The sequence below is a fragment of the Rhodanobacter ginsengiterrae genome, from assembly GCF_050026815.1.
Taxonomy (GTDB): domain Bacteria; phylum Pseudomonadota; class Gammaproteobacteria; order Xanthomonadales; family Rhodanobacteraceae; genus Rhodanobacter; species Rhodanobacter ginsengiterrae.
The window spans coordinates 89,494-102,370 of record NZ_JALBWO010000056.1; the positions used below are offsets into that span (position 1 = coordinate 89,494).

Genomic DNA, 12,877 nt, shown 5'->3' on the forward strand with positions numbered 1-12,877 from the left:
AAGTGCTGGAAATTCTGCTCGCTGGCGGTTGGGCGATGGTGCCCATCCTGATCTGTTCGGCGATCGCCCTGGCGATCGTGCTGGAACGTTGCTGGACGCTGCGCCGGAAATCCGTGCTGCCGCCCGGCCTGGGTGAAGAAGTGCGGCAGTGGGCGCGTGCCGGCCAGCTCGACCCGAAGCATCTGGACACGCTGTCCAGCGGTTCGCCGCTGGGCGAACTGCTGGCCGCCGCGCTCGCCGTGCGCCGGCAGCCGCGCGAGATCATCAAGGAGCGCATCGAGGACACCGGTCGGCATGTCGTCCACCGGATGGAGCGCTACCTCAACACGCTTGGCACGATCGCACTGATCGGTCCGCTGCTGGGCCTGTTCGGCACGGTGATCGGGTTGATCCGCATGTTCATGCAGGTGATGGCCGGCGGCATTGGCGATCCGGCGAAGATGGCCGGCGGTATCGGCGAGGCGTTGATCTGTACGGCCTCGGGCCTGACCGTGGCGATTCCCGCCTACGTACTGCATCGCTACTTCCGTTCGCGCGTGGCCGGTTACTGCGTGGAGATGGAAAAGCAGGCGACCGCCTTGCTCGACGATCTCACGCTGACCCCGGCCGCAGCGACCGCAGCGGCCGCAGCGGCCACCGTGCCGGTTCGTCCGCGCCGTGCACCGGCGCCGACCGCGCCGGGTGCAGACTGAGTCCGCACCGATGCGTATCAGCAATGATCGCCGCGGGGACGATTTCGAGATCAACGTGATTCCGTTGATCGACGTGCTGCTGACCCTGCTGATGTTCTTCGTGCTGACCAGCACGTTCATCCAGCACTCGCGGCTGCAGGTGACCCTGCCGCAGGCGAGTGCGCAGGATCGCGACCTGAACACCCAGGCGCTGACCATCATGATCGACCGCGACGGTCGCTTCTTCGTGGGCAGCGACGAGGTGATGGGCGAGGGCATCGAGGCGCTGAAGCAGACCATCGCGCGCAACGCCGGCGACGACCGCGACCGCCCGGTGACGATCCGCGCCGACGCGATGACGCCGAACCAGAACGTGGTCACCGCGATGGATGCCCTCGGCCAGCTCGGCTTCACCCGGCTGTCGATCGCGACCTCGCCGACCAAACCTGGCGCGGCGCAATGAGCAAGGGCAAAAGCGGCGTGTGGGATGCCGACAGTCGGCGCGTCTACGCGCGGCTGCTCGGCTACACCCGGCGCTACTGGATGGTCGGGCTGGCGGCGCTGCTCGGCATGGTGATGGATGGCGGCGGCCTGGCGATGTTCACCAAGTTGCTCAGGCCGATGATCGACCAGCTCTTCGCCGAGAAGAATGCCTACCTGATCTTCTGGATGCCGATCTGGATCATCGGAATCTTCAGCTTGCGCGGCATCGGCACTTTCGTCAGCAGCTACGGGATTGCCTACATCGGGCGCAACATCGTGCAGAACATGCAGCACGACGTGTTCGCTTCCTACCTGCGCCTGCCGGCGGCGTTCTTTGGCCATGAACCTTCGGGCCAGCAAATCTCGCGCATCACCTACACCAGTGAACAGGTCGCCTCGGCCTCCACCGACGCGGTGAAGGTCGCGGTGACCGAGGGCGTCACGGTGATCGGCATGCTGTACGTGATGCTGAGCACCAGCGCGTACCTCACCCTGGTGCTGTTGGTGATGATCCCGCCGATCGTGATGATTGCCACCGTGGTCAGCCGGCGTTACCGGCAGATCAGCCGGCGTATCCAGGGCATGATGGGCTCGGTGACCGGTACCGTGGAGGAGTCGGTCGGCGCGCATCGCGAGGTACGCATCTATGGTGGCCAGCCGCACGAGGCAGCCCGGTTCGACGCGGTCACTCACACGACGCGCCGGTTGAATCTGAAGATCGCTGCAACCAATGCGAGCGCCAGTACCGCGATCCAGACCGTGGCGGCGTGCGCGCTGGCCTTGCTGGTATTTCTGGCAACCCGGCCGAGCGTCATCGACCACATCAGCTCGGGCGTGTTCGTCGCGGTACTGACCGCGATGGGTGCGATGCTGCCGTCGTTGAAGCGACTGACCAATGTCCAGGCGAACATCCAGCGCGGGTTGTCGGCTGCCGAAGACCTGTTCGAGGTGATCGACCTGCCGCCCGAAGTCGACCGCGGCACGCGCGAACTGGCGCGCACCCGCGGCGACCTGCGTTTCGACGACGTGCGGCTCACCTATCCGAACAGCGAGCATGAAGCCCTGCGCGGGGTCGACCTGGCCTGTGCGCCGGGCACGGTGACGGCGCTGGTCGGTCGTTCCGGCAGCGGCAAGAGCAGTCTGGTCAGTCTGCTGCCGCGGTTCTATGAGCCGGGTACCGGGCGCATCGTGCTCGATGATGTGGATTACCAGGAATACACGCTGCCTTCGTTGCGGCGCCAGATTGCCTGGGTCGGCCAGAGCGTGGTGTTGTTCGACGATACCGTGGCCAACAACATCGCCTACGGCGAACTGGCCGGCGCCAGCGAGGCCGACATCGTCGCCGCCGCCGAAGCGGCCAACGCGATGGAGTTCATCGCACGCCTGCCGCAGGGGATCCATACCCGCATCGGGCAGAGCGGCAACACGCTTTCCGGCGGCCAGCGTCAGCGCATCGCGATTGCCCGCGCCATTCTCAAGAATGCGCCGATCCTGGTGCTGGACGAAGCCACCAGCGCACTGGATACCGAATCGGAGCAGCTGATCCAGCAAGCGCTGCAGCGACTGATGCGTGATCGCACCACCCTGGTGATCGCCCATCGGCTGTCCACCGTCGAGGGCGCCGACCAGATCGCGGTGATGGACCACGGCCGCATCATCGAGCGCGGCAGGCATGCCGAACTGATCGCGCTCAACGGCCAGTACGCAGCCCTGCATCGCATGCAGTTCCATGACCATGCGGCCGACCAGGCGGGCGACTGAGGAGCGAGCATGGCGCTGATCGACACGCTCGAATCAGCCTGGTATCGCGGCGCCCCGATGCCGTGGTGGGCGGGTCCGCTGGCGATGGTCTACGGCGCGATCACCCGCCTGCGCGGCTGGCTGTTTCGACGCGGCGTGTTGCGCAGCGTGCGGCTGCCGGTGGCGGTGGTGGTGATCGGCAATCTCAGCGTCGGCGGCACCGGCAAGACGCCGCTGACCATCGCTGTGGTCGAAGCCCTGCGCGAGCGTGGCCTGCGCCCCGGCGTGGTCAGTCGCGGTTACGGCGGCAGCCAGCGCGAACCGCTGCTGCTGGGTGCCGCGCCTGATCCGCGCCAGGTCGGCGACGAACCCTGCCTGATCCATGCCAGCGGCGTGCCGGTGGCGGTGGGGCGCGATCGTCCCGCCGCGGCGCAGCTGCTGCTGGCTGCCGGCTGCAACGTGCTGGTGGCGGACGATGGCCTGCAGCATTACCGGCTGGCGCGCGACGTGGAGATCTGCGTGATCGACGGCGTGCGCCGTTTCGGCAATCGCCGCCTGCTGCCGGCCGGTCCGCTGCGCGAGCCGATCGGGCGTTTGCAGCAGGTCGACCTGCGCGTCTGCAATGGTGGCGTTGCCGAACCCGGCGAGTATCCGATGCAATTGCGCGGTGACCGGGTGATCGCGCTGGGTGATGGCCAGGCGCAGCCGCTGGCAGGCTTCAGCGGCCGGCGCGTGCATGCGGTGGCGGCGATCGGCCATCCGCAGCGGTTCTTCGACAGCTTGCGCGAGCGCCGCATCGAAGTCATCGAGCATGCCTTTGCCGACCACCATGCCTTCGTCCCGACGGACCTGGCCTTCGCCGATGGCTTGCCGGTGCTGATGACCGACAAGGACGCGGTCAAATGCGCGGGCTTTGCCCAGCCGGACTGGTGGCGCGTGCCGGTGCGCGCGGCGTTGCCTGCCGCTTTCTTCGATGCGCTGATCGCGCGGATCGAGGCCTCAGGTCGGCACTGATTCGCCGCCGATCCACAGGCTGCGCAACAGTTGCCCGCCGATCCAGTAGCACAGCTCCGCCGGTTGCCTGGCGTGCCACACCGCCAGGTCGGCGCGTTGGCCCAGCGCCAGCGTGCCGCGGTCAGGCAGTCCCAGCGCGCGTGCGGCGTTCACGGTGACGCCGCGCAGGGCTTCTTCGGGCGTCAGCCGGAACAGCGTGCAGGCCATCCCGGCGGCCAGGCGCAGCGACAACAGCGGCGAGGTGCCCGGGTTGCAGTCGGTGGCGATCGCCATGGGCACGTGGTGTTCGCGCAGCGCCGCGACCGGCGGCAGTTTCGTCTCGCGCAGCGCGTAGAACGCGCCGGGCAGCAGCACCGCCACGGTGCCGGCGGCAGCCATGGCGCGGATGCCGCCGTCGCCCAGGTGTTCCAGATGATCGGCGGACAGGCCGCCGTATTCGGCCACCAGCGCGGCGCCGTCCAGGTCGGACAACTGCTCGGCATGCAGCTTCACCGGCAGGCCGAGCTGCTGCGCCCGGTCGAACATCCGACGGGTTTCCGCGCGGCTGAAGCCGATGCCTTCGCAGAACGCATCGACGGCATCGACCAGGCCTTCGGCAGCCAGCGCCGGCAGCATCTCGTCGCATGCCAGCGCCACATACTCGTCGCGCTGCCCGCGGTACTCCTCGGGCAGCGCATGCAGGCCCAGAAAGCTGGTGCGCACGCCGAGTCCGGTGTCGCGACCGATCCGCCGTGCCACGCGCAACATCCGCCGTTCGCTGTCCAGCTCCAGGCCGTAACCAGACTTGATCTCCAGCGTGGTCACGCCGTCGGCGAGCAGGGCGCGGGCGCGCGGCAGCGACTGCGCCAGCAATTGTTCCTCGCTGGCGGCACGGGTGGCCGCGACGCTGGAGGCAATGCCGCCACCGGCACGGGCGATCTCCTCGTAGCTGGCGCCGTTGAGGCGCAGATCGAATTCGTGCGCACGATCGCCGCCGAACACCAGATGCGTATGGCAGTCGATCAGTCCCGGAGTGACCAGCGCTCCGTCCAGCGAGCGCACCACCGCAGCCAGCGCGGCCGGTTCGCCGGGCAGCTCATGCATGCTGCCGAGCCAGGCGATGCGGCCGTGCTGCATCGCCAGCGCGCCGTGTTCGATCAGGCCGTACGCGGCGTCACCGGCGAACGTGGCCAGCGTGGCGTTGATCAGCAAGGTGTCCCAGCGAGGTTGGCTCATGACGAGATCGTTCCGGCAACAGATCAGGGCTGGGCGGGTGGCGGCGGGTCGGCAGGTGTGGCCGGTTCGTCGAACGCGGTGGTGCGAACCGGCGTGGGTGCGGTCTCATCCGATTCGTCGAGCGACTCCTCGGTCAATTCGTACACCACATCCTGGTTGCGCCGCTGGCTGGCCTGTTGCCGCTCGAAATCCTGCACCATGCGTTCGGCGAAATCGCGGTATACCGGAGTGGGGCAGAACAGCGATGCCGCGGCGCGGGCAAGCAGGCAGGCGGCCATGATCGGAATCACCATGTCCTGGTTGTCGGTCAGCTCCATCGCGATCACCGCCGAGGTCAGCGGCGCGCCGGTGACTCCGGCGAGGTAGGCGCTCATGCCCAGCAACACCACCGACGCCGCCGGCGTGTCCGGCAGGAAGTGGGCGATGTTCTGGCCCAGGCCGGCGCCCACGGCCAGCGCCGGCGAGAAGATGCCGCCGGGAATGCCGGCCCAGTACGACACCACGTTGGCCAGCAGCTTGGCGATGCCGAAGCCCTGGTCGGGCATGCTTGCCGCGCCCTGCACGATGGCCCGCGCCTGATCGTAGCCGGTGCCGTAAACGCTGTTGTGCGTGCATACGCCGATGATGGCGAGGGCCAGCCCGCAACCGCCGGCGAAAAGCACTGGCCAGCGTGCGCGCAGGCGGCCAACGTGAGCCAGCGGCCCGCGCTTGCTGAGCAGGATGAGACGCGCAAACAAGCCGCCCAGCAAGCCGCAGATCACCCCGGTCAGCAGCACCGCCAGCCACGCATGTCCGAACGGCAGACTGGCGTCGACCTCGCCGAAATACGAGTAGTTGCCCATGATGCCCAGCGAGACCACGCCGCCGATGATGACGGCGGTCAGCAGCAGGCCGCTGAAGCGGTGCTCGAAGGTGCCGGCCAGTTCCTCGATGGCGAACACCACGCCCGCCAGCGGCGTATTGAATGCTGCCGCGATGCCGGCCGCACCACCGGCCAGGATGAAGCGCGAGGCGGCTTTCGGATCGGTGAAGCCGAAGCGCCGACCCAGCCAGTGGAACAGTCCCGCGCCCACATGCACGGTCGGACCCTCGCGACCGATCGACGCGCCCACGGCCAGCGCCACCAGGGTCAGCAGCATCTTGCCGGCGGCGATCGGCAAGGCCAGCATGCGTGCGCGGAAGCCCTCGTCCTCGATGTGCAAGGTGCCGATCACCTGCGGAATGCCGCTGCCGCGGGTGGCGCGGAACTTGCCCTCGGTGACCCAGGCGAGCAGGGCGAACACGATCGGCGTAAGGATCAACGGAATCCAGATGCCATAACTGAGGATGCGCAGGAACAGGTCGTACGACCACACGCTGGCCTTGGCAAACAGGATCGCCGCCAGCGCCACCAGCACGGCGCCGAACCACAGCACCAGCCGGCGCTTCCACTGATGGGGGGCAAAGAATTCGTGTCCCAGCAACGCCTGCAGACGCGGGTTGGAGGACTTCGACGGGGGCTGCGCAGATTCGGACATGGCGGGGATTATCGCAGACCCCGCCATGCAACCGGAATTTTCAACGCGGCCGCCAGCGCGTTTCGTACAGATCGTAGCGGCGATCCTTGAGATTGGTCACCGCGCCGGCGTTGCGCGCACGGGCCAGGCTTTCCAGCCGCAGGTCGGCGAACAGCACGGTTTCGATGTTCGGCGTGGAGTCGGCGGCGATACCGTCGCGGGCGAAGCCGAAATCGCTCGGCGTGAGGATGCAGCTCTGGCCATACTGGATATCGAAGTTGTTGACCCCCGGCAGGTTGCCTACATTGCCGGACAGCACCACATAGCACTGGTTCTCGATCGCGCGCGCCTGCGAGCAGTAGCGCACGCGCAGGTAACCCTCGCGCACGTCGGTGCAGAACGGCACGAACAGGATCAGCGCCCCCTGGTCGGTCAGGTGCCGGGCCACCTCGGGGAATTCCGAGTCGTAGCAGATCATCACGCCGATCGGGCCGCAGTCGGTGAGGATGGTGGCCGCGCTGTCGCCGCCGGTGATGTTCCACACGTTGCGCTCGCTGGGCGTGGGATGCAGCTTCTCGCGCTCATGCAGCGAACCGTCGCGCAGGCACACGTAGCAGACATTGTGGATGTCGCCGTTGGCCTGTTCGGTCGGATGCGTGCCGGCGATGATGTTGATGTTGTAGTGCACCGCCAGACGGCTGAACAGCTCCTTCACCTGCGGCGTGTAGTGGCTGAGCTTGCGGATCGATTCGAACGGCGACAGTTCGGTGTTTTCGATCGACAGCAACTGCAGCGTGATCAGCTCGGGGAAGGTGACGAAGTCGGCGTTGTAGTCGGCCGCGATGTCGGTGAAGTACTCCACCTGGGTGGCGAACTCCTCGAACGATTTGATCTTGCGCTGCTGGTATTGCACCGAGGCGACCCGCACCGAATCGGGCAGGTGCCGCTGCGAGGAGATCGGCGGCATGTCCGGCTGGTCGAGCAGGCGCGGATTGCGCCAGATCAGGTGCACGGCGTAGCCCAGCGAATCGTGGTCGGACGGCACGTACCCGCGCAGCAGGCCGATCACCTCGAAATCGTTGTTGAGCTGGAAGCTCAGGGTCAGGTCGCGACGCTTGCCCTCCACCACCGCCTGCACATAGCCCTCGGCACTGCCATAGCGCTGCAGGTTCTTCGCCAGTCCCGGGATGCGCCCGCCGAACACGATGCCGCGCAGTTTCAGGTCGGTGCACAGGCGCTTGCGTGCCTGGTACAGCCGCTGGCCGATGCGCATGCCGCGGTAGTCCGGGTGCACCACCACTTCCATGCCGTACAGCCAGTTGCCGTCGGGCTTGTGGCGCGACCCCATGCCGCCGCCGGTGATCTGCGACCAGGTATGCGGGGCGAGTGCGGTTTCCTCGTCGATGCGGAACGTGGCGCAGTAGCCGACGATCCGGCCCTCGTACTCGACCACGAACTGGCCTTCGGGAAAGTGCGTCTGCTGGGAGCGCAGCATTTCTGCGGAGTGGCCCCATTCGGCGGTGTAGATGCGCGCAGTCAGCTCGGCCAATTGCGGTACGTCGTCGAGCTGCGCCTGGCGCAGCAGAAGTTTCGGAGTGTTTTCGCTGATTTTTCTGGTCATGGATGAATTATGCACAGTCCACTTTGCGCTCGGGTGAAGACCGGACGGGGCGCCGGTTACACTGCGTCATTCGATGGCGGAGCGAGCGTGATGAGCGACTGGAGCAATCCTTCGGCATTCAAGGCCGGCCAGCTGTGGCTGGGCGATGGTTGGCAGGTCGATGCCGGCTTCGCGCTGTCGCCCGGCGGCGTGCTGCTCGACCCGCCGGTCGCCGCCGCCGCGTCGATCGGCCACTGGGTGTTGCCCGGCATGCCGAACCTGCATTCGCACGCCTTCCAGCGTGCCATGGCCGGGCTGGCCGAGCGCCGCAGCAAGGCCGACGACAGTTTCTGGAGCTGGCGCGAGACGATGTACGCGTTCGCCGCCGCGATCACCCCGGAGCAACTGCGGGCGATCGCCACCCAGCTCTATGTGGAGATGCTCAAGGCCGGCTACACCCGGGTCTGCGAATTCCACTACCTGCATCATCAGCCCGACGGCACGCCGTACGCGCAGCCCGAAGCGATGTCGCTGGCGCTGATCGAGGCCGCGCGCGAGGCCGGCATCGGGCTGACCCTGTTGCCGGTGCTGTACATCAGCGGCGGCTTCGATGGTCGCGCGCTCACCGCGCGGCAGCGCCGCTTCGGTCATTCGGTGGAAAGCTATCTGCGCCTGCTGGAAACGCTGCGGGGGCATGAAAGCGACGACGTGTGCGTGGGCATCGCGCTGCACTCGCTGCGCGCGGTGCCGGAGCAGGCCATGCGCGAGGTGCTGGCCAGCCCGCTGGCACAGGATGGCCCGATCCACATCCACATCGCCGAGCAGATCGGCGAGGTACAGGACTGCCTGGCTACCCTGGGCGCGCGTCCGGTCGAGTGGTTGTTCGACCATGCGCAGGTCGATCGTCGCTGGTGCCTGGTCCACGCCACCCACCTGACCGACGCGGAGACCGCCCAGCTGGCGCGCAGTGGTGCGGTGGCCGGCCTGTGTCCCACCACCGAGGCCAACCTGGGCGATGGCCTGTTTCCGCTGGCCAGTTTCCTCGACGCCGGTGGCACGCTCGGCATCGGTTCGGATTCGCATATCTCGATCTCGCCGGTGGAAGAGCTGCGCTGGCTGGAATACGGCCAGCGCCTGCTCAGTCGTCATCGCAACATCGCGGCGCGGCAACAGGGTGATAGCGTGGGCGAGACCTTGTGGCACGCCGCACTGGCTGGTGGTGCACAGGCCAGCGGCGTGCCGATCGGCGCGCTGTGTACCGGCGCGCGCGCCGACCTGATCGTGCTGGACGAGCATTCGCCGCTGCTGGCCGCGCGTGATGCGCGTTCGCTGATCGACAGCTTCCTGTTCGCCGGCAACACGCCGCTGGTGCGCGACGTGATGGTGGGCGGCCGCTGGCAGGTGCGCGACTTCCGCCATCGCGACGAGGAGCGGATCGCGATGCGCTACCGCGACGCCGTTAACTCGCTCGGAGTTGTCTGAAGTCATCAATCCATGTGCCGGATACCGCTAGCCTGAGTTTCGTCGCCGCCCTCGGGCGGCCTCCGAACGGAGCGCGAGCATGGCCCTGTCCACGCCTTTGCCAGTCGCGGAGCCGGTGTTCCGCGCCCGCGGCCTCACCAAGACCTACCGCATGGGCGAGGTCGAGGTGCCGGCGCTGCGCGGGGTGGACCTGGACCTGTACCGCGGCGAGTTCGTGGTGCTGCTGGGCCCCTCGGGCAGTGGCAAGTCGACCCTGCTGAACATACTGGGCGGGCTCGACGTGCCCACCGCCGGCGAGGTCTGGTACGAGGGCCATCACCTCACCGGCGCCACGGAGCGCGAGCTCACCCTGTTCCGCCGCGAGCACGTCGGCTTCGTGTTCCAGTTCTACAACCTCATTCCCAGCCTCACCGCGCGCGAGAACGTGGCGATCGTGACCGAGCTGGCCGGGCAGCCGATGGCGCCGGAGGAGGCGCTGGCGCGGGTGGATCTTGCCGACCGCATGGATCACTTTCCCGCGCAGCTGTCCGGCGGCCAGCAGCAGCGGGTGGCGATCGCCCGCGCGATCGCCAAGCGGCCGGCGGTGCTGCTGTGCGACGAGCCCACCGGTGCGCTCGACTCGGCCACCGGCGTGCGCGTGCTGGAGGCGCTGGAGCGGGTCAACGCCGAGCTCGGCACCACCACCGTGGTGATCACCCACAACGCCGACATCGCGCGCATGGCCCATCGCGTGCTGTACCTGGGCGATGGCCGCATCGTGCGCGAGGAGCGCAATGCGCAGCGCATGCCGGCGGCGGAGCTGCACTGGTGAGCGCGCTGGGCCGCAAGGCGGTGCGCGACCTGTGGCACCTGCGCGGGCAGGCGCTGGCGATCGCGCTGGTGATCGCCGGCGGCGTCGCCACGCTGGTGATGTCGCAGTCCACCTACGAATCGCTCACCGCCACGCGCGAGCAGTTCTACCGGCAGGGTGCGCTGGCCGACCTGTGGGCGCCGCTCAAGCGCGCACCCGACACGCTGCTGCCGCAGCTGGCCGCGATTCCCGGCGTGCAGACCGCGCAGGCGCGGTTGCTGGCGCTGGGCACGCTGGGCGTGCCGGGCTTCAACGAGCCGGTGCGCGCCGAGGTGGTGTCGCTGCCGCTGGACGGCGGCCAGCCGCTGCTCAACCGGGTGCAACTGCGCAGCGGGCGGCTGCCCGACCCGGAGCGCGACAACGAAGTGGTGGTGGGCGAGGCGTTTGCCGCAGCCCACGCCTTGCGCGCCGGCGACACCTTGCGCGTGACCCTGCGCGGGCGCCAGCGCTGGCTGCAGGTGGTGGGCGTGGGCACCTCGCCGGAGTACGTCTACCAGAGCCCGCCGGGCGCGGTGTTTCCCGACTTCAAGCGCTACGCGGTGCTGTGGATGAACCGCCACGCGATGGAAAAGGCGCTGAACATGGACGGCGCGTTCGACAACGTGACGTTGCGCCTGTTGCCCGGCGCGCGCGTCGCCGCGGTGATCGCCGAACTCGATCGCCTGCTGGCGCGCTACGGCGGCGTCGGCGCCTACGGCCGCCACGAGCAGACCTCGGCGCGCTACCTGGAGGAGGAGATGCGCCAACTGCAGACGATGGCGCGGCTGTTCCCGGCGATCTTCCTGGGCGTGGCCGCGTTTCTGCTGCACGTGGTGCTGATGCGCCTGGTCGGCACCCAGCGCGACCAGATCGGCGTGCTCAAGGCGTTCGGCTACAGTCATCGCGCGCTGGCGGTGCATTACCTCGGCATGGCCGCGGCGATCGCGCTGCTCGGCGCGGCGCTCGGCATCGCGCTGGGCGCAGGGCTGGGGCGCTGGCTGGCGCATGTCTACCAGGGCATCTACCGCTTTCCGTTTCTTGCGTATCACCTGAGCATCCAGGCGGTTGCCACCGGCGTGGCGGTGAGCCTGGCGGCCGCGGCCGCCGGCGCGCTGATGGCGCTGCGCGTGGCGGTCCGCCTGCCACCGGCCGAGGCGATGCGCGCACCGGCGCCGGCGCGCTTCGGGCCCACCGTGATCGAGCGGCTGGGTTTGCAACGCTGGCTGTCGCAACCGGCGCGGATGGCGCTGCGCGACCTGGAGCGTCGTCCCGGGCGGGCCGCGTTCACCGTGCTGGGGCTGGCGCTGGCCTGCGCCGTGATCATGGTGGGGCGCTTCCAGGGCGATGCGATCGACTACATGGTCGACACCCAGCTCAGCATCGCGCAGCACCACGATCTGGCGGTGAGCTTCATCGAGCCGGCGCCGCGGCGGGTGCTGTTCGAGCTGGCCGCGCTGCCGGGCGTGCGCTCGGCCGAGCCGTTGCGGATGGCGCCGGTGCGGCTGGTGCACGGCCACCGCAGTTATCGCACCACGATCGAGGGGCTGACGCCGGATGCGCACCTGCGCCGGCCGCTGGATGCGCAATTGCGACCGATCACGCCGTCCGCCGATGGCGTGCTGCTGACCGACTACCTGCAGGGCATGCTGGCGCTCGCGCCTGGCGACGAGATCGAGGTGCAGGCGCTGGAAGGCCATCGCCGCGTCCGCCGCGTGCGCGTCGTCGGCTTCGTGCACGAAACCATCGGCGCGCAGGGCTACATGGATCTGGATGCATTGAACCGGCTGCTCGGCGACGGCGACGTGATTTCCGGCGTGCTGCTTGGCGTGCTGCCGGGCGCCGAGCCGGATCTGTATGCGCGGCTGGATCGGCGCCCGTGGGTAGCCGGCATCAGTTCGCGGCTGGCCTCGGTGCGCAGCTTCTACGCCACCATGGGCGAGAGCCTGCTGGTGTTCTCCCTGGTAGCGGCACTGCTGGGCGGGGTGATCAACTTCGGACTGGTCTACAACGCGGCGCGGATCAGCCTGTCCGAGCGCGGCCGCGAGCTGGCCAGCCTGCGCGTGCTGGGCATGACCGAGGGCGAGGTGAGCGCGCTGCTGCTCGGGCAACTGGGGCTGCTGGTGGTGGTGTCGTTGCCGTTCGGCTTCGCCGCGGGCTGGGGGTTGTGCTGGCTGATGGTGCAGGGCTTCCAGTCCGAGCTGTTCCGCATACCGATCCGGCTGACCACCGCCACCTACGCGTTCGCCGGCCTGATGGTGCTGGGCGCCAGCGTGGTCTCGGCGCTGCTGGTGCGCCGGCGCATCGCGCGGCTGGATCTGATCGCCGTGTTGAAGACCCGAGAATGAGG

General features: G+C 68.4%; 10 protein-coding genes. 7 read left to right on the forward strand and 3 right to left on the reverse strand.

The genetic code is table 11. From position 1 onward, the window contains the following. The first annotated feature begins 35 nt into the window (after positions 1-35). From ACQGNJ_RS13255 to lpxK, 4 genes are read left to right on the forward strand one after another with little or no spacing between them, the layout of a single operon-like run. A complete protein-coding gene (locus ACQGNJ_RS13255; RefSeq protein ID WP_426689721.1) occupies positions 36-692 on the forward strand; it encodes a MotA/TolQ/ExbB proton channel family protein in 657 nt (218 codons plus the stop codon). Positions 693-702: 10 nt separating this feature from the next. Continuing rightward, on the forward strand, positions 703-1,134 hold the full coding sequence (locus tag ACQGNJ_RS13260; protein ID WP_426689722.1) for an ExbD/TolR family protein: 432 nt from the start codon (positions 703-705) through the stop codon (positions 1,132-1,134). Beyond that, on the forward strand, positions 1,131-2,915 hold the full coding sequence (gene msbA / locus ACQGNJ_RS13265) for a lipid A export permease/ATP-binding protein MsbA (protein WP_426689723.1): 1,785 nt from the start codon (positions 1,131-1,133) through the stop codon (positions 2,913-2,915). The genes ACQGNJ_RS13260 and msbA overlap by 4 nt, the downstream gene beginning before the upstream one ends. A 9-nt stretch (positions 2,916-2,924) precedes the next feature. Then, the gene (gene lpxK / locus ACQGNJ_RS13270) at positions 2,925-3,908 is read left to right on the forward strand and encodes a tetraacyldisaccharide 4'-kinase (RefSeq protein WP_426689724.1); all 984 of its coding nucleotides are present in this window, start codon (positions 2,925-2,927) and stop codon (positions 3,906-3,908) included. On the opposite strand, the gene hutI is transcribed toward lpxK, so the two are convergent. Genes hutI through ACQGNJ_RS13285 form a run of 3 tightly spaced genes read right to left on the reverse strand, consistent with a single transcriptional unit; the run spans position 3,894 to position 8,240 of the window. Continuing rightward, entirely contained in the window at positions 3,894-5,123 is a 1,230-nt protein-coding gene (gene hutI / locus ACQGNJ_RS13275; RefSeq protein WP_426689725.1) for an imidazolonepropionase, read from the reverse strand. The two genes, lpxK and hutI, sit on opposite strands and share 15 nt — an antisense overlap. Before the next feature lie 23 nt (positions 5,124-5,146). Next, the gene (locus ACQGNJ_RS13280; protein ID WP_426689726.1) at positions 5,147-6,640 is read right to left on the reverse strand and encodes a chloride channel protein; all 1,494 of its coding nucleotides are present in this window, start codon (positions 6,638-6,640) and stop codon (positions 5,147-5,149) included. 40 nt (positions 6,641-6,680) lie between these two features. Next, the gene (locus tag ACQGNJ_RS13285) at positions 6,681-8,240 is read right to left on the reverse strand and encodes a GNAT family N-acetyltransferase (protein ID WP_426689727.1); all 1,560 of its coding nucleotides are present in this window, start codon (positions 8,238-8,240) and stop codon (positions 6,681-6,683) included. Between the two features lie 90 nt (positions 8,241-8,330). Between ACQGNJ_RS13285 and ACQGNJ_RS13290 the strand changes: the two genes are divergently transcribed. From ACQGNJ_RS13290 to ACQGNJ_RS13300, 3 genes are all read left to right on the forward strand, one after another. Further along, positions 8,331-9,701, forward strand: coding sequence for a formimidoylglutamate deiminase (locus ACQGNJ_RS13290; protein WP_426689728.1), 1,371 nt, complete (start codon positions 8,331-8,333; stop codon positions 9,699-9,701). A 79-nt stretch (positions 9,702-9,780) separates the two neighbouring features. Further along, entirely contained in the window at positions 9,781-10,512 is a 732-nt protein-coding gene (locus tag ACQGNJ_RS13295) for an ABC transporter ATP-binding protein (protein WP_426689729.1), read from the forward strand. Beyond that, a complete protein-coding gene (locus ACQGNJ_RS13300) occupies positions 10,509-12,875 on the forward strand; it encodes an ABC transporter permease (RefSeq protein ID WP_426689730.1) in 2,367 nt (788 codons plus the stop codon). The genes ACQGNJ_RS13295 and ACQGNJ_RS13300 overlap by 4 nt, the downstream gene beginning before the upstream one ends. Positions 12,876-12,877 lie beyond the last annotated feature (2 nt).